At 69.7% G+C, this 21,779-nt stretch carries 21 protein-coding genes and 1 pseudogene; 8 read left to right on the forward strand and 14 right to left on the reverse strand.

What is annotated here, in order from left to right; genetic code table 11:
- Nucleotides 1–212 (forward strand): annotated as a pseudogene (locus VGR06_RS41745) (hypothetical protein); the annotation flags it as partial.
- Nucleotides 213–296: 84 nt separating this feature from the next.
- Here VGR06_RS41745 and VGR06_RS41750 read toward each other — a convergent pair.
- The 7 genes from VGR06_RS41750 to VGR06_RS41780 all read right to left on the reverse strand — a co-directional run bounded on the left by VGR06_RS41750 (nt 297) and on the right by VGR06_RS41780 (nt 4,983).
- Nucleotides 297–713, reverse strand: coding sequence for a hypothetical protein (locus tag VGR06_RS41750; RefSeq protein ID WP_327564794.1), 417 nt, complete (start codon nt 711–713; stop codon nt 297–299).
- A 37-nt stretch (nt 714–750) separates the two neighbouring features.
- Complete coding sequence (locus tag VGR06_RS41755) at nt 751–1,548, reverse strand: hypothetical protein (protein ID WP_327564795.1); 798 nt, start codon at nt 1,546–1,548, stop codon at nt 751–753.
- 283 nt (nt 1,549–1,831) lie between these two features.
- Nucleotides 1,832–2,254: a PIN domain-containing protein gene (locus tag VGR06_RS41760; protein ID WP_327564796.1), complete on the reverse strand. Its 423-nt coding sequence runs from the start codon at nt 2,252–2,254 to the stop codon at nt 1,832–1,834.
- Complete coding sequence (locus VGR06_RS41765) at nt 2,251–2,469, reverse strand: type II toxin-antitoxin system VapB family antitoxin (RefSeq protein ID WP_327564797.1); 219 nt, start codon at nt 2,467–2,469, stop codon at nt 2,251–2,253. The genes VGR06_RS41760 and VGR06_RS41765 overlap by 4 nt, the downstream gene beginning before the upstream one ends.
- A 100-nt stretch (nt 2,470–2,569) precedes the next feature.
- Nucleotides 2,570–2,770: a DUF6199 family natural product biosynthesis protein gene (locus tag VGR06_RS41770; RefSeq protein WP_327564798.1), complete on the reverse strand. Its 201-nt coding sequence runs from the start codon at nt 2,768–2,770 to the stop codon at nt 2,570–2,572.
- 75 nt (nt 2,771–2,845) lie between these two features.
- Nucleotides 2,846–4,552, reverse strand: coding sequence for a putative bifunctional diguanylate cyclase/phosphodiesterase (locus VGR06_RS41775; RefSeq protein WP_327564799.1), 1,707 nt, complete (start codon nt 4,550–4,552; stop codon nt 2,846–2,848).
- Between the two features lie 68 nt (nt 4,553–4,620).
- The gene (locus VGR06_RS41780; protein ID WP_327564800.1) at nt 4,621–4,983 is read right to left on the reverse strand and encodes a hypothetical protein; all 363 of its coding nucleotides are present in this window, start codon (nt 4,981–4,983) and stop codon (nt 4,621–4,623) included.
- 144 nt (nt 4,984–5,127) lie between these two features.
- Here VGR06_RS41780 and VGR06_RS41785 point away from each other — a divergent pair, with 144 nt between their 5' ends.
- The 5 genes from VGR06_RS41785 to VGR06_RS41805 all read left to right on the forward strand — a co-directional run bounded on the left by VGR06_RS41785 (nt 5,128) and on the right by VGR06_RS41805 (nt 10,998).
- Nucleotides 5,128–5,901, forward strand: coding sequence for a glycerophosphodiester phosphodiesterase family protein (locus tag VGR06_RS41785; RefSeq protein WP_327564801.1), 774 nt, complete (start codon nt 5,128–5,130; stop codon nt 5,899–5,901).
- Between the two features lie 157 nt (nt 5,902–6,058).
- On the forward strand, nt 6,059–7,426 hold the full coding sequence (locus VGR06_RS41790) for an MFS transporter (RefSeq protein ID WP_327564802.1): 1,368 nt from the start codon (nt 6,059–6,061) through the stop codon (nt 7,424–7,426).
- 361 nt (nt 7,427–7,787) lie between these two features.
- Nucleotides 7,788–8,132, forward strand: a complete 345-nt coding sequence (locus tag VGR06_RS41795; RefSeq protein WP_327564803.1) for an RNA polymerase-binding protein RbpA — start codon at nt 7,788–7,790, stop codon at nt 8,130–8,132.
- Nucleotides 8,133–8,443: 311 nt separating this feature from the next.
- Nucleotides 8,444–9,661 carry an MFS transporter gene (locus tag VGR06_RS41800; protein WP_327564804.1) on the forward strand — a complete coding sequence of 406 codons (1,218 nt, stop codon included), beginning with the start codon at nt 8,444–8,446 and terminating at the stop codon, nt 9,659–9,661.
- A complete protein-coding gene (locus VGR06_RS41805) occupies nt 9,658–10,998 on the forward strand; it encodes a hypothetical protein (protein WP_327564805.1) in 1,341 nt (446 codons plus the stop codon). The genes VGR06_RS41800 and VGR06_RS41805 overlap by 4 nt, the downstream gene beginning before the upstream one ends.
- Before the next feature lie 3 nt (nt 10,999–11,001).
- Here VGR06_RS41805 and VGR06_RS41810 read toward each other — a convergent pair whose 3' ends face one another.
- From VGR06_RS41810 to VGR06_RS41830, 5 genes are all read right to left on the reverse strand, one after another.
- Nucleotides 11,002–11,343 (reverse strand): hypothetical protein, encoded by a 342-nt coding sequence (locus VGR06_RS41810; protein WP_327564806.1) that lies wholly within the window; start codon nt 11,341–11,343, stop codon nt 11,002–11,004.
- A complete protein-coding gene (locus VGR06_RS41815; RefSeq protein WP_327564807.1) occupies nt 11,340–12,089 on the reverse strand; it encodes a polyprenol monophosphomannose synthase in 750 nt (249 codons plus the stop codon). Before VGR06_RS41815 ends, VGR06_RS41810 begins: the two co-directional genes overlap by 4 nt.
- On the reverse strand, nt 12,086–13,708 hold the full coding sequence (lnt, locus tag VGR06_RS41820; RefSeq protein WP_327564808.1) for an apolipoprotein N-acyltransferase: 1,623 nt from the start codon (nt 13,706–13,708) through the stop codon (nt 12,086–12,088). Before lnt ends, VGR06_RS41815 begins: the two co-directional genes overlap by 4 nt.
- Nucleotides 13,709–13,752: 44 nt before the next feature.
- Complete coding sequence (locus tag VGR06_RS41825) at nt 13,753–14,382, reverse strand: TetR/AcrR family transcriptional regulator (protein WP_327564809.1); 630 nt, start codon at nt 14,380–14,382, stop codon at nt 13,753–13,755.
- Nucleotides 14,383–14,497: 115 nt separating this feature from the next.
- Complete coding sequence (locus VGR06_RS41830; protein ID WP_327564810.1) at nt 14,498–15,049, reverse strand: helix-turn-helix domain-containing protein; 552 nt, start codon at nt 15,047–15,049, stop codon at nt 14,498–14,500.
- Between the two features lie 141 nt (nt 15,050–15,190).
- Here VGR06_RS41830 and VGR06_RS41835 point away from each other — a divergent pair, with 141 nt between their 5' ends.
- Nucleotides 15,191–16,588 (forward strand): MFS transporter, encoded by a 1,398-nt coding sequence (locus tag VGR06_RS41835; RefSeq protein WP_327564811.1) that lies wholly within the window; start codon nt 15,191–15,193, stop codon nt 16,586–16,588.
- Nucleotides 16,589–16,647: 59 nt separating this feature from the next.
- Here the strand turns inward: VGR06_RS41835 and VGR06_RS41840 are convergent, their stop codons facing one another.
- Nucleotides 16,648–18,714, reverse strand: coding sequence for an AMP-binding protein (locus tag VGR06_RS41840; RefSeq protein ID WP_327564812.1), 2,067 nt, complete (start codon nt 18,712–18,714; stop codon nt 16,648–16,650).
- Between the two features lie 186 nt (nt 18,715–18,900).
- Nucleotides 18,901–21,066, reverse strand: a complete 2,166-nt coding sequence (locus VGR06_RS41845; RefSeq protein WP_327564813.1) for an MMPL family transporter — start codon at nt 21,064–21,066, stop codon at nt 18,901–18,903.
- A 131-nt stretch (nt 21,067–21,197) separates the two neighbouring features.
- On the opposite strand from VGR06_RS41845, the gene VGR06_RS41850 reads away from it, so the two are divergent.
- Entirely contained in the window at nt 21,198–21,770 is a 573-nt protein-coding gene (locus VGR06_RS41850) for a helix-turn-helix domain-containing protein (protein WP_327564814.1), read from the forward strand.
- Nucleotides 21,771–21,779: the final 9 nt, after the last annotated feature.

Consider the following 21,779-nt stretch of genomic DNA (forward strand, 5'->3'; position numbering starts at 1 on the left):
AACCTCTGCCGACCTCGACCAACCGGCAGTTCACCGCGTTCCCCACCGACTTCACCACGCTGCCGACGCCGTCCTTCGTGATCCCCGACCTCTGCAACGACATGCACGACTGCTCGGTCCGCACCGGGGACTGGCTGCGCAACAACATCAAGCCCTACGCAGACTGGGCCACCATCCCACAACAGCCTGCTCATCGTCGACTTCGACGATGACGACTTCACCACGACCAACCGCATCCCCACGGTGTTCTACGGCCAGCCGGTGAAGACCGGCGCCTACTCCGAGCGGATCACCCATTAGGTTGTCGAAGAACCAGATCCCGCCACCTTCCTGTCCCCGGCCGCCGCCCGTGCCCGCTCGACCGCGCTCGCGATCCCGTCCGTGACGAACGTGAACGGCTTGTCAGCCTGCGGCCACCCGTCCGGCACGGCATGCGTCACCACGAACACCGGCACGCCCAGCGGATGGTTCCCGCCCATGCTCGGGTGTGCTCGAACAGCCGCCGCCCGCAGAGCAGCGCGCCCACCCCCGGCGAACCCCTCGCGCAGATGCTCCGCGCTCGCCTCGGACACGCGGAACATCCACCGCGGATCCGGGCAGGTGAACTCGACCGGACCGTTGCCGTACCACCCGAACATCTCCTCGACGCCATCCGCCGGGTCCGCGATGAACCCGTCCAACGACATCGACATCTGCGCCACCACGCTGCCCACCAAAGCCTCCTGGCCGCACCGAGCTGAATGCTTACGCTCAGATGTCAGCCCTGGCGATGTCAACAAACGTTGTCGCAATGGATGACGAACTGTAATACTTGAGTGTGGATCGCTGCATCCATTGTAATCCGTCACGGAACATGAGCGCTTCAATGGACACGGCGTCCACGAGACGCCACAGCGCGATCCTTCGATAGAATCCCGTTCGATCGTTGGAAAGTTGGATCGTTTTTTCTATTTCTCGGCTCTCCTCGGTAAGACGAGTGTTGGCAAGGCGTACGGCCAGTTCCGGTAAGGCGGTACGGACTGCGGCCATGCCCAGATTCAGACTGAGGTCCCGCGTTTGTGCCTCTGTGATACCCAGCCGAAATCTTGTCGTGCTGATCGAACTTGTGCCTGGCGCAAGCTGTTCGACGTGCGCTTCCCGCTCCCAGTATTGCGTCACTCGCAGCCGTCGAACCTCTAGCGCCCCGCCCGGATCTACCTGGGCACGTTGTTCGGCCGACGCGCGCCGGGCACGGAAGAACGCTACGGCTCCGAATATGATGAGCCCTAGGCCGTAAAATAACGAGAGAAGCCAAGCAACCGTGGCTATCAGCCAGCCGTCGCGGCCGGTGAAGATGGTCCACAGTTGGGACCGGATGGACGTAGCGTCCATTCCGGCCGGAACCAAATGTGACCGCCCTGCTCTGGCAGCGTCGAGTTGACCGATGAGACCGGGGTCCCAATTCACTGCAGAGAGCGCGTCGGGATATGAATCGACGAGATCAAGGATTGCTCTCACATCAGACTCGGAGGACATCGCGGGAGCCACGAAGAAGTGCTGCTTAATCAACGTCCCTTCGGAGCACAAAGGCGGGTCCGAACCGCGAGGTCCGAAATCGGGAGGAGGGCGAAGGCCAGGCACAGATTGGAGTGTACGTGGCCGGCCGACAGTCAAACGATACGGGCCAGGACGCAGCATCCACCGCAGAGACTCAGTTCAAGATCGGCTCATCGCAGCTGTTGGGCTTGGGGCGCATCCCGCCACGACATCAGCCCAGAACCTTTGACTCGGCAGGCGGGTGCCCACGAGTTCAGACATTCGGGCAGACGACTTCCGAACTTCGACACCAGACTCATCGATCCTGCGGAGTGTCGTGTATTCGGCGTTCGGCCAGGTCCGTGAGATGTCGCGCAGCGGTGGCGAAGTCCTTGTCATCGTGGAGCACCACTAGGCCACGTACGGCCGCCGTAGCACAGATCACGAGATCAACAGCTGACATGGCCCGATGAGCTCCGTTGCGCAGCAGCCGATACTGCGCCGACTCAACCCACTGCCAGGCGTTCTTGGGTACGGCCACGTCAGGAAACAGAGAACCGAACATGTCCGACATCTGCTCGTACTCGTCAGTGTCACGGGCCGAGCGGCGGAACTCAACACGCTGCGGATGACACGAGCCCACGGCACCGGCTGAGATGACGTCCGACCACGCCGACCGAAGTGACTCCTCTCGCAGCACACGCCACACGCCGGAAGAGTCGATGAGATACCGAATCAAGCAATGTCCTTGCCCGCGTCGTGGAGCTCCTGCCAGCCCGCGTAGTCCCATCCTTTTGCCGACGACGCGTAGTGGTCTAGCGCCTCGATACGACGATGGCGCGCCGCGTACTCCCGCAGTGCGAGGTTCACGGCATCCTTCTTGGTCTTGGCGCCAGACAGCCGCATCGCCTCGGCGAGAGCATCGTCGTCAAGGTCGATCTGCGTCACCGACACCCCGCACCTCCATGTTGGCGATGTACATCAACAGTGTATCGCACCAACATAGACGTGGGCGGAGGTGTTACTTGACATAATGTCGATTATCGAACATGGGTCAGCGGATGGCGACGTCGAACGAGTTGAGCCAGATGAGGCCGAGCAGCACCAGCAGCGCGCCGGCGATGCGGATCATCCAGCGGGCGCGCCTGGTGGGCTTGCCCGGCTTGCGGGAACGCCGTCCGAGTGTCCAGACCCAGGTCGGCCTGGCCAGGAACACGGCTCCGAGAACTATCGCAACCAGGCCGGCGAGTGTCACGGTGATCCCCTGATGGTCCCGGTGGAGAGCCCCGAAGCCCACGACGATAACGTCACAGTGACGTTATCGGGTGGACTAGGTGGGCCTGTTTTCGGTGACTTCGTGGTCGCGCATGAGTTTGGGGCGGCGCATCCAGGCGCCTTGGGGGCGGGCGAGGAGGTCGGTGAGGGGCTCTGGGCGGCCGAGGTGGAAGCCTTGGGCGACGCGGACACCCAACCGGGACAGGGCGTCCACTTGGGACGATCGTTCGACCCATTCGGCGACGACGGACAATCCAAGGCCGCGGGCGATGTCGACGATTCCTTGGACGAGTACGGTGTCGCGGCTCCCGTAGTCGATTTCGCGGACGAATTCGCCGTCGATTTTGACACCGGTGATCGGGAGGCGTTTCAGGTGGACGAAAGATCCGAAACCGGCGCCGAAATCGTCCAGGGATATGCGGCAGCCGTTGGCGCGCAACTGCTGGGCCAGGCTGCGGGCGGCGTCCACATTGGTCACGGCGGCGGTCTCGGTGATCTCGAAGCCGAGGCGGCCGGGAGCGACGCCGGCGGCAGCCAGGCGGTCCAGGACGAAGTCGCCGAAGTCCTCGTCCTCCAGGGTGCGGCCGGAGACGTTGACGTTGAACCGCAACCCCGGGTACGGGTGATCCACCAACGCGTCGATGGCGGAGCCGGCGACGAACCGGTCGATGTCGAGCACCAGGTCGCTGCGCTCGGCGGCGGGGAGGAACTCCCCCGGGCCCAGGTACGGCTGGCGGCCGTCTTCCAGGCGGAGCAGTAGCTCGTGGCCGACGACGCGGCCGCTGCCGAGCTTCACGATCGGCATGGCGTGCAGGGCGAGATGGCCGTTGGCCAGCGCGGCCCGGACCCGGTCGATCACGGTCACCCGGAGCGCGGTGTCCATGTAGTGGCCCTGCTCGTAGACGGTGACGCGGTTCCGGCCGGCCGCCTTGGAGGCGTATAACGCGAGGTCGGCGTTGGCCAGGACGGCCTGCCAGCTCTCCCCCGAGTCGAACTTCGCCACACCGGCGCTCACCGTGGTGCGGGTGGAACTGGCGCCGCCGATGAGCGGCACGGCCGCGATCGCGATCCGCAGCCGGTCGGCCACGTCGACCGCCTCGCGCTCGTCGGCTCCGGGCAGCACCACCGCGAACTCGTCGCCGCCGAGCCGGCCGAGCACGTGCCCGTTGTCCAGCCGCTCCCGCAGCACGTTGGCCAGCATGCACATCACCCGGTCACCGGCCGGGTGCCCGCGCAGGTCGTTGATGTCCTTGAAGTTGTCCAGGTCGAGCAGCAGCAGCGCGCCTCGCCCGCCCAGGGCCAGCTGGTGCTCCAGCGCACGGGTGAGCGTGCGCCGGTTGGGTAAGCCGGTGAGCGGGTCCTCCTCGGCCATCCGTAACAGGTCGTCGCCGAGCTGGGCGGCGTCCAGCTCGCGCTCCCGCCACCGGGTGACGTCGGTGGCCCGGTAGAGCAGCCGGCCGTCCGGCAGCGCCGTGCAGCGGATCTCCAGCCAGCGCAGCTCCGCATCCGGCGCCGGCCCGCCTCGCCGGCAGGCCGACGCGGTGACCACACGGAGCGACACGACGACGCCGTCGTGCGGACCTTCGGGGGCGCCGGCGAACAACGCCGGGAGCGACCGGCCGACCGCCTGCTCGACGGTCAGCCCGAGGAGCTCGGCCATCATCCGGTTCAGCCACCGCACCCGGCAGCGCTGGTCCGTGACCGCGAACGCGGAGTCGGTCGCGTCGAGCACCTCAGCCGGCGACGGGCTGTCAGTGCTCATATGTCGCTACCTCGGATTGGACGGACTCGATCGAAAACGATGGGTGGAGAGTAATGGACAAGCACAGCTCAGCGCAGCCGCTCAAGGTCGACCGCCGTCGTGATTACCTGAGTTGCCAGTTCTTTCAATTCCGCGACCGTTGCTCCATCCGCCGCAGCGGTGGCCACATCCTCGGCCGCACAGCGCAGCTGGAACAACCGATCTTGCAGGTCAGCGAGCTCGGCGGCGGAGAGCACCACGGCATCCTCGGGCAGCCCGCCCCGCTGCACGGCCGCCCGCCGCTCGTAGGCGCGCTGCCGGCAGGACTGCGAACAATACCGCCGCGGCCGCCCCACCTTCCCATCTTCCGGGAGCCGCGCACCGCACCAGCCGCAGTGCCGGGCCGCCGCGAGCCGGCGCAGCCCGGCCGCCCCGTCCACAACCACCGTCATGGCGCGCCACGTTATCCCGCCACCCCTGTGACCGTTCACGCGCCACGCCGCAGATGATCACGTCGCGTTCTGGACACCTTCCCCCTCGCGACCGGACACCTTCGTGGCACCGGCCGGCCACCGCATTCCGGCACACTTGACGGTATGGATCACGCCTTCCTGGCCGGACCGCACCCGCGGGCATTCGTGCACCGCGGCTGGCACATGGGCGACCTGGCCGGGATGGAGAACTCGCTGAGCGCGTTCCGCCGGGCGTGGCAGGAGGGCTACCGCTACCTGGAGACCGACGTGCACGCGACCAGCGACGGGGTGGTCGTGGTGCACCATGATCCGGCGCTGGACCGCACCACGGACCGCCGCGGCCGGATCGCCGCGCTGCCGTGGCGCACCGTGCGCCAGGCCAGGATCGGCGGGCGGGAACCGGTCAGCCGGCTGGAGGAGCTGCTCGAGGAGCTGCCCGGCGCGCTGCTCAACATCGACGTGAAGACCGAGGCCGCGATCGACCCGCTGGTCACGACCCTGCGCCGGACCAACGCCCTCCACCGGGTGTGTGTGGCGTCGTTCTCCGAGGCCCGGCTGACCAAGGTGCGCCGCAGTGCCGGCGACGGGCTGCTCACCTCGATGGGCGTCGGCGCGATCACCCGGCTGTGGGTCTCCGGCCGGCTCCCGGCATTGTTCCGTGGAGCGCGCTACCAGCGGATCGCCCAGGTGCCGCTGCGCCAGGGCCGGCTCACCGTCGTCGACAGGCACCTGCTCGAAGGCGCCCGCCGGCGCGGCATCGAGGTGCACGTGTGGACCATCGACGACGCCGCGCAGATGCACGAGCTGCTCGACCTCGGCGTGGACGGGATCATGACCGACCATCCGGGCGTGCTCAAGGACGTCCTGCGCGAACGCGGAGTCTGGGCGGCGGCCTAGGGCCTGCCTGATGGACCCTCGCAGGGGGTTGGCATAATCTCGCGCCGGCCAACGGAACCTCAGGGGACCGTGACGGCACCCAGCCACGATCCACCAGACAACCGCCGCGTGCGCCACGACGCAACAGCCGCATTGAATTCCGGAGAGGCGGCTCAGTATGGACGAGGAAGTCACGCCCCAGCTGCGGGCCCAGCGCCGGGGTTGGTACGGCTATGCATGGGCGAGCCACACCTTCGAGGCCACCGTGGTCACCGTGTTCATGAGCCGCTACCTGCCGTCGGTGGCGGAGAACGCGGTCGGCAAGGAGGGCCGGCTGCACGTGCTGGGCATCCCGCTCAATCCCGGCTCGCTGTTCGCCTACACGGTCGCGTTCGGCAGCGCGCTGCTGTTCCTGGTGCTGCCCGTCACCGGGGCGATCGCCGACCGCACCGGCCGCAAGCGGGAGATGCTGCTGGCGTTCGGCTTCCTCGGCGCGGCCAGCTGCACCGCGATGATCCTGGTCGGCCGGACGTCCTGGCAGCTCGGCGCACTGCTGTTCCTGGCCGCGTTCCTCAGCTACAGCTGCGGCAAGATCGTCGCCAACTCGATCCTGCCGGACATCGCCGGGCCGGACGAGCGGGACCGGATCTCCTCGGTGGGCTGGGCGATCGGCTACGTCGGCGGCGGGATCCTGCTGGCGCTCAACGTGATCGCACATTTCTTCATCGACGACGATGGCACCCTTGCCCGGCTGGCGCTGTGCAGCGCGGGCGTCTGGTGGGCGATCTTCATGCTGGTTCCGCTGCGCCTGCTGCGGCATCTCCCCCGCTCCCCCATCGCCGAGCGGCCGATCGAGGGCAGCGTGCTCACCGCCGGCTTCCGCGAGCTGGGGCACACCATCCGCGGTCTCCGGGCGGTGCCGCTGACACTGCTGTTCCTGCTCGCCTACCTGATCTACTACGACGGCATCACCACGGTGACCACGCTCGCCTCGGACTACGGCGAGAAGGAGCTCAAGCTCGGCGACACGGTGCTCCTCGGCACGATCCTGGTCGTGCAGTTCACCGCGTTCGGCGGTGCGCTGCTGCTGGGGCGGCTGGCCGACCGGTGGGGTGCCAAGCGGGTGGTGGCCGCCAGCCTGGTGGTCTGGATCGGCGTGGTGCTGGTCGCCTACGTGCTGCAGGCCGGCAGCGCCGTGCAGTTCATCGCCCTGGCGCTGGTGCTCTCGATCGTGCTGGGCGGCACCCAGGCGCTGTCCCGCTCGCTGTACTCGAGCATGATCCCGGCCGGGCGCGAGGCGGAGTACTTCAGCCTGTACGAGTTCTCCGCGTCCGGAACGTCGTTCCTCGGCCCGCTGATCTTCGGGCTGACCCTGCAGAACACCGGCAGTTACCGCACCGCGATCGTGTCGCTGGTGGTGTTCTTCGTGGTGGGCCTGGCCATCCTGCTGACGGTCAACGTGCGCAAGGCGGTGCTCGCGTCCGGGAACACACCGCCGGCCACGCTCGGCGGGCCGGCAGAGTTCCGGCAGCCGGTGACGTCGTGACCAGACACGTACCGTAAACTCAGCACCGTTCACCCGGCCGCTACGCTTCGTGGTCAGGATTCGGGGTTGAGCGGGGCCCGACCGGGTACACCCGGCCGGGTTGAGGACGACCGGTGTCAGCCGGCCGCCATCAAGCCCAACGGTATCCCCCACATGGGCGATCTCACCCTGTTCATTGAGCGAGGACGCGTCACGAACTCGAGCGAATCGTCTCCCTAAGGAGGAAGCTGTTGTTGAGGGGTGAAGCACGTCACCCTGAGCGACCGCACCCGGGCAGGCGGGAACCTTTGGGCCGGCTGTCTCGTTGCTCTAGGTGAGCACCGCCCTGGCCCGGCAACGGGCCTCACGAAAGGACAACGCCATGGCCGACAGAGTTCTCCGAGGAAGCCGGCTTGGCGCGGTCAGCTACGAGACTGACCGTAATCACGACTTGGCGCCTCGTCGTACAGTACGTTACGCCTGTCCCAAGGGCCACGATTTTGAGGTCCCCTTCTCGGATGACGCCGACATCCCGTCGATCTGGGAGTGCCGGCTGCACGGCACCGAGTCCAAGATGATCGACGGCTCCGAGCCGGAGCCAAAGAAGTCGAAGCCGCCGCGCACGCACTGGGACATGCTGCTGGAGCGCAGGAGCATCCCCGAGCTCGAGGATCTGCTCGCCGAGCGCCTGCAGGAGCTGCGCGGACGCCGCAGCCGTTCGGCCTGACCCGCCGACACGAGCCAGACGGCCGCCCGGGTCCCGCACCGGGCGGCCGTCCTCTGTGCACTGGATGCCCCAGCGCCCCAACGCACCCCCACGGGGCATCCAGTGCACCCCGGGTTTCAATGATCGTCGTGAACCGACCCGCCGTCCACCCGAACACCGGTGGAAATTAACGGCCTGATCGACGCCTGCTTCCCGCTCGAAATCGACGCGGTCGCCGATCCGGGACCCTAGACCGAACGGCGCACCAACAAATACGGGCATCGGCCGAACGTGTTTTATCCGTGGCCGGGGTACAAATAGCCGTGCCGGAGATGAGTGCGCGGAGCCGGTTCACGGCGCTGTTTGCCGCGGACATTCTTTCGGCGCTGGGGAACAAGGTCTCGCTGGTGGCGTTGCCGTGGCTGGTGCTGGTGAGCACCGGGAGCCCGGTCAAGATGGGTCTGGTCGCGGTGGCGCACCTGGTGCCATATCTGGTGACCGGGATCTTCGCCACGCCGCTGGCGGACCGGTTCGGGTTGCGGGTCGCTTCGGTCGTCGCGGATCTGGGGAGCGCGGTGGCGATGGCGGCGGTCGCGGCCGTGCCCCGGCTCGGGTACCTGCCACTGCTGGGGTTGGTCGCGGTGAGCGGTGGCTGCCGGGGCATCGGGGACCGGGCCAAGCACGTGCTGCTCGGGCCGCTGGCGAAGGCGGCGGGGTTGGGGATGAAGCGGGTGACCGCGGCCTACGCGGGCTTCACCCGGGGCAGCTCGCTGGTCGGGGCGCCGGCCGGCGGATTGTTGATCTTGTGGTTGGGCGCGCCGGGCGCGATCGGGGTGGACGCCGTCTCGTTCGCGGTGTGCGCGGTGATCGTGGCGGCCGGGGTGCGGGCGCCGCGGGAGCTGGAGCGAACCGAGGACCGCGAGCCGTACCTGGCCGCGTTGCGGGGTGGGGCGCGGTACCTGCGCGCGGACCGGCTGCTGACCGGGATGCTGATCCTGCTGTCCTTCGCCAACGTGTTCGGCCAGGCGAGCTGGGCGGTGTTCGTCCCGGTCTGGGTGTCGACGGTGCTCGGCTCGCCGGCGGCGCTGGGCACGGTGTTCGGCGCGTTCGCCCTGGGCGGGGTCCTGGGCAGCATCGCGTTCACCGCGCTCGCCCCGAAGCTGCCCCAGTACCCGACGTTCCTGGTGGGCATCGCGATCTGCGGCGCGCCGTCGCTGCTGGTGCTGCTGACCCACCAGCTGGCCGCGGTGCTCGTGGTGATGGTGCTGGTCGGGGTGGCGTCCGCGGTGCTGAACCCGATCTTCGGGGCGCTGCAGTACGAGCGGGTGCCGCTGGAACTGCAGACCCGGGTGTTCGGGCTGGTGTCGACGATCGCGTACGCGGGCTCGCCGGTCGGCGCGATCCTGGGCGGGTGGGCGCTGGCCGGGCTGGGTCTGGACGGGGCGATCCTCGGCGCCGCTCTGGTGAGCCTCGCGGTGACCGCGCTGCCGTTGATCAACTACCGGCGGGGTGCGCCCGCCGCCGCCAGGGAAGGGTCGGCAACGGCATGAGCCGCAACGAGATCACCGGGCGGTATCTGGACGAGGTCGCGGCGCGCGGGCTGGGCGCGTACGAGCTGGCCGACCTGGCGCTGGCGGCGGACGTGCTCGGGCCGACGTCGATGGAGGGAAAGTGCCTGAGCCGCCCGGTGTTCCTGGACCGGGCGGAGCTGGCCGAGCTCACCGGCGACCTGGCCACGGTGTACGCGGCGCTGGCGGCGCTGCCGCGACGGCTGTTCGGCGGTGATCTCGCGGCGTTCGCCCGGGCGGTCGGCATGGCCGAGGTGCAGGTCGGCGCCGTGCAGCGGGCCGCGCGGGAAACGCCGACCCGGCTGGCCCGGCCCGACATGTACCACGACGGCACCGCGTTCCGGTTGCTGGAGTTCAACATGGGCAGCACGGTCGGCAGCCTCGACTCCGGCCTGCTCAATCGCTTGTTTCTGCGGCACCCGGTATTGGCGGAGTTCGTCGAGTCGAACAACCTGACATTTGTCGACCCCATGGCGAAAATGGTCGACACATTGCTCGCCGAATGCGGGCTGGACGGCGCGGACGGGGTCCGGTTCGCGGCGGTCACGCTGCCGTGGGTGTTCCCGCTGCTGACGGCCCAGCTCGCGTCCAGCGCGGGGCTGCTCGGCGAGCTCGGCGTCGACGTCACCCCGTGCCATCTCGGGCAGCTGTCGGTGCGGGACGGCCGGGTCTGGCTCGGCGCGGCGCCGGTGGACGTGCTCTACCGGATCTTCCAGGTCGAGGACCTGCTCGACCCGGCGATGCACGAGCTCGCCGATCCGATCCTGCGGGCCGCGGACCGGGGCGAGGTCACCCTGTTCACCCCGATGGACGCCGAGCTGTACGGCAGCAAGGGTGCGCTGGCGATGCTCTCCGACGAGGCGAACCGGCACCTCTGCACCGGCGCCGAGCTGGCCAGCCTGGATCGCGTGCTGCCGTGGACCCGGATGGTCCGCCCCGGCCCGGTCACCGTCGGAGCCGAGCGGGTCGAGCTCCTCGACTACGCCGAGCAAGCGCGCGCCGAGCTGGTGCTCAAGCCGACCCTGCTGCACGGCGGGCAGGGCATCGTCGCCGGCTGGGTCGTCGACACCGAGACCTGGCGCACGGCGGTGAAGTCCGCGCTGGACGGCCCCTACGTGCTGCAGCACCGTGTGCGGCCCGAGCCCGAGCTGTTCCCGACCGAACACGGCCTGGAGCCCCGGGTGGTCAAGTGGGCCCCGTTCCACGGCCTGGAGCCCTACGCCGGCATGAACGCGCGCGGCAGCACGGACGTCGACGCCGGTGTCGTCAACCGCGAGCGGGACGCGATCACCGCCCCGTGCTTCCACGAGGCGGGTTGATCATCAACCCTGCTTGAGCTCGAACCGCAGGGCGTGCAGCCGGACGGTGTCGATGTTCTCCACCGAGTGCGGGCCTTCGGGGTCGAGCCAGTTCGCCCGCGGGGTGGGCTGGTCGGGCAGCGGGTCCGGTGACTCGAAGATCAGCTCGGTGCCCGCGAAGTAGCGGATGCGCGCCCGCTCGTCGGTGACCATGACGCTGGGCCAGCGGTGGGTGTGCTCGGGCTCGTGCACGCCGGGTTCGACGGTCACCTCGAGCACCCGCACCGCATCGTTCTCGAACACCACGCGGTGGGAGCCGGGCGCGGCGACGATCGCGTCCAGCGAGTCCGGGTGGTCCCAGGTCATCGGCGGTTGAGCAGGGAGCGGAGCTGGGCGGCGCGGCGGCGCAGGCCCCACTTGGTGACCCGGAGGAGGGCCTCGCGGACGATGGCCTTGCTCATCTTGGACTGGCCGACGGCGCGCTCGGTGAACGTGATCGGGACTTCGACGACGGTGAAACCGGCCTCGATGGTGCGCCAGGCCAGGTCGATCTGGAAGCAGTAGCCCTGCGAGGCCACGGTGCCGAGCTTGAGCTTCTCCAGCACCTCGCGGCGGTAGGCGCGGAAGCCCGCGGTGATGTCCTTGACCTTGGCGCCCAGGGCGAGCCGGGAGTAGAGGTTGCCGCCGCGCGAGATGAGCTGGCGGCTCATCGGCCAGTTGACCACCTTGCCGCCCGGTACGTACCGGGAGCCGATCACCAGGTCGGCGTCGGACAGGGCGTCGAGCATGTGCGGCAGGTCCTCCGGCGCGTGCGAGCCGTCCGCGTCCATCTCCACCAGCACGCGGTAGTCGTGCTCGATGCCCCAGCGGAAACCGGCCACGTAGGCGGCGCCGAGGCCGGCCTTCTCGGTGCGGTGCAGGACATGTACCCGCTCGTCGGCGGCCGCGAGCGTGTCGGCGAGCTCTCCGGTGCCGTCCGGGCTGCCGTCGTCCACGACCAGCGCGTGCGCCTTCGGCAGCGCGTCGTGCAGCCGTTTGACGATCGGTTCGAGGTTTTCCCGCTCGTTGTAGGTGGGGATCACCACCAGCACCGGTTCGAGCGCCTCCGTCATCCGTTCTCCTCCTCGATGGCGCTCCCGCGCCGGTCCCCGACCCGCTTGTCTCCCCGGCGCCGCCAGAGGGCGAAGGCCAACGCGGCCAGCCCGGCGATCACCAGGACCCACTCCGGCGATGCGCCGAGATGATCTGACAGCGTAACCGTTGCCCGCAGCGGCACCTCTTCGACCAGGGCCGCGGGGGTGAACAGGCCGGTCTGCTGGGTGACCGAGCCGTCCGGGCGGACGATCGCGCTGACCCCGCTGGTGGCCGCCACCACCACGGTGCGGCCGTGCTCGACGGCCCGCACCCGGTCCATGGCCAGCTGCTGATAGGTCATCTCGGTGAACCCGAACGTGGCGTTGTTCGTCGGCACCGCGAGGAGGTTCGACCCGTTGCGCACGGAGTCCCGGACCACGCCGTCGAAGGCGACCTCGTAGCAGGTGGCCAGGGCCACCCGGGCGGCGCCCATGCCGAACACGGTCGGCTCGCTGCCCGGCTGGAAGTTGCCGGCCCGGTCCACTTCCTTGGTGAAGATCCGGAAGAGGCTCCGGTACGGCATGGTCTCGCCGAACGGCTGGAGCTGGCGCTTGGTGTAGAAGTCGGAGGGGCCGCGCACCGGGTCCCAGAGGATCATGGTGTTGCGGGGCAGCCGGTCGTCGCCGATCGTCACGCCGCCGACCGCGATCGGCGCGCCGATGTCCTTCGCGGCCCGGTCGATGATCGCGTAGGCGTCGGCGTTGCGGAGCGGGTCGATGTCGGAGGAGTTCTCCGGCCAGATCACCAGGTCCGGCTTGGGTGTCTTGCCGGCCCGGATGTCCTCGGCGAGCTGCTCGGTGCGGTTGGCGTGGTTGTCCAGCACGGCCCGGCGCTGCGCGTTGAAGTCGAGGCCGGCCCGCGGGACGTTGCCCTGGATGGCCGCGACGGTCACCTCGCCGGCGTTGGCATCCGTGCCGACCAGGGGAATCACCGCGAGCGCCGCGGTGACCGGCAGCACCACGGCGAGCGCCGGCGCGATGATCATCCGGGGTCGCCGGTCCCGGGCGAGGCGGCGGAGGAGCTCCGCGCCGCCGAAACCGGTCAGCGCCACCGCGAACCCGATCAGCGGGGCGCCGCCGGCCGCGGCCAGCGGCAGGTAGAGGCCCTCCGGCTGGCCGAACGCGATCTTGCCCCACGGGAAGCCGCCGAACGGCACCACCGCGCGCAGCGCCTCGCCGCAGGTCCAGAGCAGGGCGGCCACGAGCGGGGCGGCGGGCAGGACCGAGGCCAGCACGATCGCGGCGCCGACCAGGCCGAGGAAGACGGCTTCGGCGGCGCTGAGCGGAAGCCAGGCGACTGGGCCGACGAACACCCCCGTCCAGGCCAGCAGCGGGGTGAAGTAGCCGGCGCCGGCCAGGAAGCCGTAACCGAACCCGGCCCGGGCCCGCTTTCGGCCGTGCAGCACCAGGCCCAACACGACGAACCCGAGCGGGGCCAGCCACCAGGTGGGCCGGGGCGGGTTGGCGAGGTAGAGCAGGACGCCGGCGCCGACCGCGGCGACGGAACGGGCGAGGGCGGGGAGGGGGCGCCGGGCCGGTCGCCGGTCGGCGCTGTCCTCCGGCGTACCCGGCTCGGAGTCCACCACGGGTGCGACCACCAGCACAGATTACGGGGCGCCGGTGTGGTCTCGGTGATCGCGTTTCAGGGTGCCCAGCGCGCGACGATCTCCTGCCAGGTGGGCGGCGAGCCGGGGATCGGGGCCTGGCCGTCGCGGGCGTGCAGCGCGTCGAGGAACAGCGCGAGGTAGCGGCGGCGCAGCTCCCGGGTGCGGTTCTCGTCGCCGAGGCGGACCGCGGTGACCTGCTCGAAGATCATCGACAGGTCGTTGACGTCGAAGTCCGGCCGGAGCACGCCGGTTTTCCTGGTCCGCTCGATGAGCTGCTGGTTGAGCATCTGGCCGCGCTCGGAGTCGCGGACCAGCTCCTCGGTCGGGGTGAACGTGCCGGCCAGCTTCTGGGTGAGCGACTGGGTGTCCGCGTCCACGATGCGTTCCATGAACCGGGCGAAAGCGTGCCACGGGTCGCCCTGGTCGTCCACCGCGGCCTCCACCGCGTCCAGGTAGATCCGCAGCCCGTCGGCGCACAGCGTGCGCAGCAGGTCCTCCTTGGACGGGTAGCGCCGGTAGAGCGCGCTGATGCCCACGCCGGCGTGCTCGGCGACGGCGGAGATCGGCGCCTTCGGGTCGGCGACGAACACCGCGCGGGCGGCGTCCAGGATCCGGCCGTCGTTGCGGGCCGCCTCGGCCCTTCGGCCACTCATCGGCGTGCTCATGCCCCCGAGCATACCACTAGAACGTAGCGTTCCGTTCTATCAGCACGACTTGTCGCGGGTAGTTCCCACGACAGGTGCCACTTGTCACGGGAAGTACCCGCGACAAGTGCGGTACTCAGGGCTGCGGGCGGAGGCCGTCGAGGACGATGGCGAGGAGGCGTTCGGCGACCTCGGTGCGGTCCTGGAGTTGCTCGGTGGACAGGCCGATGCCGTTGACCAGCTTGAGGATCTCGCTGAGGGTGACGTCGGGGCGGACGGCGGCGGTGTTTTTGGCCTCGTCGAGGAGGCGGCCGCCGGCGGCGTGGATGGCCTTGTGGCAGGAGACGAAGAGCTCGGAGGTCTTGTCCTGGGTGGCCAGCAGGGCGGCGGCCAGGCCGCGCTTCTCCCCCAGGTAGTCGACCATGATCCGGAGCCAGGCGGCGAGCGCGGTGCCGGGTTCCAGCTTGACGGCCAGCTCGTCGGCGCGGGCGCAGAGGGCCTCGACGCCTTCGCGGTAGGCGGCTTCCTGCAGGGCCAGCCTCGTGGGGAAATGCCGGTAGAGCGTGCCCGGGCCGACCCCCGCCCGCTTGGCGATGTCGTCCAGCGACGCCTCGGCCCCGTGCTCGCCGAACGCCTCCATGGCGGCGGCCAGCAGCCGTTCCCGGTTGCGGCGGGCGTCGGCGCGCATCCACAACTCCCTTGCAAAGCGGAGACCGTCTCCGTATCGTACTGAAGCGGAGAGGTTCTCCACTTCTCATCATGACACCGCCAGGCGCCGGCGGCCACCTTTCTGTCTGCCTTCAGTTTGCCGAAGGAGTTGACCACACCCATGTCGACACCGGCGACCCTGCCGGGTGTGCGGCCCGACGCCGCCGCCCGGCACCGCCCCGGCGCGATCCTGTCGATCATCCTGGCCTGCCAGCTCATGATCGTCGTGGACGCCACCATCGTGACCATCGCCCTGCCGAACATCCAGCGGGAGTTGGGTTTCAGCCCGGCCGGGCTGTCCTGGGTGCAGAGCGCGTACATGCTGGCGTTCGGCGGGCTGCTGCTGCTCGGCGGCCGCGCCGGCGACCTGTTCGGCCGGCGGCGCGTGTTCGTCGGCGGCATCCTGCTGTTCACCTTCGCCTCGCTGCTGTGCGGCCTGGCCGGCGCCGGGTGGTGGCTGATCGCCGCCCGCGCGCTGCAAGGCGTCGGCGCGGCCTTCGCCGGGCCCAGCACGCTGGCCCTGATCGCGACGAACTTCGCCGAGGGACCGGCGCGCAACCGGGCGCTGGCGCTGTTCTCCACGATGTCCGGGGCCGGCGCCTCGGTCGGGCTGATCCTCGGCGGCATGCTCACCTCGTGGGCGTCCTGGCCGTGGGTGTTCTTCGTGAACCTGCCGGTCGGGCTGGCCGTCGCGGTGGCCGCACCGCGGTTGATCAACGAGCCGGCGCGCGGCACCGGCCGGGTGGACGTGGCCGGCGCGGCGACCGGCACCGCCGGGATGACGCTTTTGGTGTACGGGTTCATCCGGGCCGCCGCATCCGGCTGGGGCGACCGCTACACCGTGCTGTCCTTCGTCGGCGCGGTGCTCCTGCTCGGCGCGTTCCTGATCATCCAGCGCCGTGCCGCGCAACCGATCATGCCGCTGCACCTGTTCGCCGACCGCAACCGGAGCAGCGCCTACCTCACCATGCTCCTGCTGGTGGTCAGCATGTTCGGGGTGTTCTTCCTGCTCACCCAGTTCCTGCAGGACGTGCTCGGGTTCACCCCGCTGGCCGCCGGGTTCGCGTTCCTGCCGATGACGCTCGGCGTGTTCGGCATGGCGCAGATCGTGCCCCGGCTGCTCACCCGCTACGGCCCGAGGCCGCTGGTGCTCACCGGCGGCCTGCTCGGGACCGCGGGAATGGCCTGGTTGACCGGGGTTACCTCGTCGACCGGGTACGTCAGCGGCCTGCTCGGCCCGATGGTGCTGCTCGGCATCGGGCTCGGCTGCTGCGTGGTGCCGCTGACCGTGACCGTGCTGAGCTCGGTGCCCCCGCACGAATCCGGTGTGGCGTCCGGTATCCAGCAGACCATGCAGTGGGTCGGCGGCTCGCTCGGCCTGGCCATCCTGGTCAGCTCCGCCGACCTCACCCACGGTCTCGCGGGCGGTGCGGGCAACGCCTTCGTCCTGGCCGCGATCTTCATGGCCTGCGCGCTCGCGGTGGCGCTGCTGGGAATCCGCCCAGCCGCACGGGGGTGAAAGGGCGGTGAAGGGGGCCTTCCTCACGCCCGGGGTGAGGAAGGCCCCCTTCATCGCCCTCAATACTCGCTGCCCAGCACCCGCTTCACGACCTTCCCCGTCGCGTTGCGAGGCAGGTCGTCGAGGAAGATCACGTCGCGGGGGACGGCGAAGCGGGGTAAGTGCTCGTGGACGTAGTTGCGGACGGCGTGGGCGTTGAGGCGGGTGCCGTGCCGGACGGCGATGTAGGCGGCGAAGCGCTGGCCGAACTCGCGGTCGGGGACGCCGACCACGGCGACGTCGAGGACGCCGGGGAGGGTCATGAGGAGCTCTTCGAGGGGGCGGGGGAAGACGTTCTCGCCGCCCGAGACGATCATGTCGTCGTCCCGGCCGCAGACGAACAGGCGGCCGTCGGCGTCGAGGTAGCCGCGGTCGCCGGTGACCATGAGCTCGTCGTGGATCTCGTTGCTGGTGCCGTTGGTGTAGCCCTCGAAGAGCATGTCGTTGCCGACACAGATGCGGCCGATCACGCCGGGCGGGACCGGGCGGCCCGCCGCGTCGAGGATGCCGACCCGGGTGCCGTGCGGGCAGCGCCCCGCAGTCGTGGGGGCGGCGCGCAGGTCGGCCGGGTCGGCGATGCTGGCCCAGGAGACCTCGGTGGAGCCGTACAGGTTGTACAACACGTCGCCGAAGGTGTTCATGAACGCGGTGACGAACGGGCCGGGGAGCGCGGAGCCGCTGCTGGCCACGACGCGGAGCGACTTGGTGCGGAACTGGCCGCGCACCCGGTCCGGCACGTCGAGGATGCGCTGCAACATGATCGGCACGGCGAACAGGGACGTGCAGCGGTAGCGGTCGACCGCGCGCAGCGCGTCCGCCGGGTCGAAGCGGCGCTGCAGCACCAGGGTCGCGTGCAGCACCATGCCGAGCTGGAGCGCGGCGAGGCCCCAGGTGTGGAACAGCGGCGCAGACACCAGCATCCGCTCCCCCGCGCGTAACGGGATCTTGGACAGCAGCCCGGCGGCGGTGCTGATCCCGCGCGGGTTGCGCCGCCGGGCACCCTTGGGCGTGCCGGTGGTGCCCGAGGTCAGCACGATGATCTTGCCGGCCACCGCGGGCGGCTTGACCGGCCGGGAGGACGACTCCTCGATCACCGTGTGGATGGTGGTCTCCCCCGGATGCACGCTCCAGGTGGAGATCCACGGCAGGGACATCGGCAGGCTGTGGAACAGCGGCACGAACTCGTCGTCGCCGAGCAGCACGATCGGCCGGTGCGCCTGGACCACACTGGACACCTGGTCGGCGGACAGGCCCGTGTTCAGCAGCACCACGTCCGCGCCGAGCTTGCCGCAGGCCACCACCGACTCGACGAACCCCGCGTGGTTGCGGCACATCAGCGCGACCCGGCGGCCTGCGCGGACGCCGAACTCGGCCAGCCCGTTGGCCAGCCGCGTGGCGCGCCGGTCCAGCTCGGCGAACGTGAGCTGCCGCCGCTCGTCGATCACGGCGAGCTCGTCGGGGTGGCGGCCGGCGTTGGCCCGGTACCCGCCGGCCACGGTGGCGCCCCACTTGGCCAGCGCGTTGATCTGCCGCAGCACCCGGTCCGGCCGGCCCGGGCTCAGCACCCCGGCCCGGATCAGCGTCTTCGCCACGGCGAGCGAGGAATGCCCCTTGGCCGCCTGGTCCAGCCCGGTGCGGGTGACCGTGACCGCGCGGCCGGACAGGTGGTGCTCGATCAGCTCGAGGGCCTGCCGGACCCGCTTGCGCAGCCAGGAACCGGTCAGCCCGATGCCGGCGGAGAGCACCTCCGGGATAGACAGCATCACCTGGACCTCGGTGCGGCCGCGGGGTGCGGGCGCGAGCCGGACCGACAGGTGGCCGCCGTCCCACTGCTGGCTGACCAGCACCAGGTGCTCGTGCGGGCGGTGCACCAGGATCTCGATCTCGTCCGGCACCGCGGCCGCGCCGTCCACGCTGAACCGGACCCGGTAGCGGGCGCCACCGCCCACCGGGCCGTGCCCGACCCGTTCGCTCCAGGCCACCTCGCGGATGAACCTGGGGTACAGCGCCGGATCACTCAACACATGCCATACCTGCTCAGGCCGGTGCGCGAGGACCGCGGTCACCTCGACAAGCTCCGTCGACATCGACACTCCGTCCGTGCCTGACGCCCCCGACCATGTGCGCGGATAACGAAACCATTGCACCGTAGCGACGTATTGTTAGCCGGACTGGTCCATTTGGAGCAAGCGCGGTTTCCCACAATGTGAAACGCGGGCGAGATCACCCGGCCGGGCTAACCCGCCGCCGGTATGACCTCACCCGCGCTGACCTCAGTCAACGGCGATCGGCTCGCGTCGTTCGCCTGCTGGCAACCTGGGCTTGTCGGGTTCGTCACCATGGCCCGGCCACCACGCCTTGTGACCCAGCAGCGCGGTCAGGCTCGGCACCAGGAACATCGACATGACGAACGCCGAGATCAGGATGCCGATGGACACCGCGAAACCCATCTCCATCAGGAACGCGATGCCGGCCAGCAGCATCGAGGCGAACGAGCCGGCCAGGATGAGCCCGGCCGCGCCGACGGACGGGCCGCCGTGCTCGACCGCGAGGTCCGCCGCGGTGCGCGGATCGTTGCCCTCCTTGGCTTCCTCGCGGAGCCTGGCGATCATCAGGATGTTGTAGTCGGTGCCGATCGCCACCACGAACAGGTACAGGATGATCGGCAGCGAGAACATGAGCCCCGCCTTGCCGCCGATACCCTGGAAGGCGATCACGGTGGCGCCGAGAGTGGACAGGAAGCCCAGCACCACGGCCAGCATCAGGTAGATCGGGGCGACCAGGCTGCGCAGCATCAGGCCGAGGATCAGCGCGATGAGCAGGCCGGCCACCGGGAAGATCACCAGCAGGTCGCGGTTGTTGGCCGAGCGGATGTCGGCGAAGATCGAGCTCGAGCCGCCGACCAGCGCGGTCGTGCCGGGCGGTGCCTTCTCGTGCGCCACGGTGCGCAGCTTGTCGCCGGCCAGGTCCAGTGCCTCGTTGGTGTACGGGTGGCTGGCCAGCAGCAGGTCGATCCTGGCGACGGTGCCGTCCTGGTTGAGCTGCGCCGGGCTGCCGTTCTGCGCCGGCATCACGCCGCCGACACCGGGCACCTTCAACTCGTCGGCGAACCGTTGCAGCGCCGCGGAGTCCAGCCGCTGCCCGGTGGTGCTGCGGAGGTAGACCGAGGTCGGGTTCAGCGCGCCGGCCGGGAAGCCGGATTGCAGGTCGGCGAAGCCGCGGGCGGACTCGGTGTCCTGGGGCAGGTTGCCGGTCTGGTCGTAGTCGGACTTGAAGCCCAGCATGCCGAGTGCGAGCGCGACCATCACGCCGCCGGAGGCGAGCGCGACCAGGCCCGGGCGGCGGCCGGTGAGCCGGCCGAGGCGCTGGAACGCCGTGCCCTTCGGGGTGCGCCGCCAGGACTTGGACGGCCAGAACACCTTGGTGCCCAGCAGCGACACCACCGCCGGGATGAGCGTGACCACGGCCAGCGCCATCAGCGCGACCGCGATCGCCAGGCCCGGCCCGAAGCTGCGGAACCCGCCGAACACGGCCAGCAGCAGGGCGCTGAACGCGATGATGATCGCACCGGCGGCCGAGGCGATCACCTCGCCGATCCGGCTGACGGCGGTGACCAGGGCCTGCTTCGGGTCGTCCCCGGCGCGCAGCCGTTCCCGGTAGCGGAACAGCAGGAACACGATGTAGTCGGTGCCCACGCCGTAGAGCACGATGGTCAGCAGGATCTGCAGCGACTGGTCCACCTGGAAGCCGAACGCCTTGGCGATCAAGGCGATCAGGCCCGGTGCGACGGCGCTGACCAGGCCGACGGTGAACACCGGCAGGAACGCCGCGACCGGGCTGCGGTACATCAGCGCGAGCAGGATGATGATCAGCAGCACGGTGGCGACGCCGACGATCACGAACGCGTTGTTGAACGCGCTCTCGTTGTCCACGAACATCGCGACGTCGCCGGTGACGGCCATGGTGAGCGTGGTGCCGCCGACCACCGGGCGGGCCACCTCGCGGATCTTCTTCACCGCCTCGATCAGCTTCGGGTCGTCCCCCACGCCCTGCAGCCCGGCGCTGACCAGTTGCACCTTCTTGTTGGGGGACAACGCCTGTGGCCCGGTGGCCACGCTGGTGACCCGTTCGATGCCGGCGCTCTGCACCTGCCGGGCGATCTCCCCCACCTTGGCCTGGTCCTCGGCGCTGAGCGGCGCATCGTCGGTGCGTTTGACGACGATCGTGGCGGAGGAGTCGTTGGACCGGCCGAACGCGGTCTTGGCCAGCTCCAGCGCCTGGACCGACTCGTAACTGGTAGGCAGGAAGTTGGACTGGTCGCGGGCGGTGACGTCGGCCAGCGACGGGGCGAAGCCGACGATCGCGATGGTCGCCAGCAGCCAGACCGCGATCACCTTCCACGGGTTGTGGACGACGACGCGGGCGAGCCGTTCGAACATGGTGCTCCCTCCCCTGAGCGATACTTACTTGCCGCACGGTAAGTGGATGGGCAAGGTACCGCAAGTCCGTTTCGACGGTAGCGTCAGGCTCCTGAGAGGATGTTCAGCGTGGACGAGGAGGTGCGCCGCGGATGGTGAGCGACACGCGGAGCGCCATCCGGGAGGTCGCGCTGGAGCTGTTCGCCCAGCATGGCTATGAGAAGACCAGCCTGCGGGAGATCGCCGAACGGCTCGGCATGACCAAGGCCGCGCTGTACTACCACTACCCGTCCAAGCAGGCGCTGCTGCTGTCGATCATCGAACCGCTCATCGCGGAGTGGAAGACCGTGGCGGACAAGGCCTCGACGCTGCCGCACGGCAAAGCGAACGTACGGCTGGTGCTGCGCGAGTGCCTGGACGTGCTGCTGGGGTACCGGCCCATCGCGGCGATGTTCACCCGGGACGGCGCGGCCGTCCTGCAGGCCATCGGGCCGCTCTACGAGGACCTGCTGGAGATCATGCGGCGGCTGCACGCCTGGCTCGCCGGCCCGTCCCCTGTCACGGCCGACCGGATCCGTGCGGTCGCCGCGACCGAGGTGCTCGGCGCGGCGCTGGGCTGGAGCCCGGACATGGCGGGGGTATCGGACGACGAACTGCGCGGGGTTCTGCTCGACGCGGCCCTCGCCGTGCTGCGGCAGGGCCCCGCTCCCGGCCGTAATCCGTAGCGATAATTC

This window comes from Actinophytocola sp. (assembly GCF_036002505.1).
GTDB lineage: Bacteria > Actinomycetota > Actinomycetes > Mycobacteriales > Pseudonocardiaceae > DASYTH01.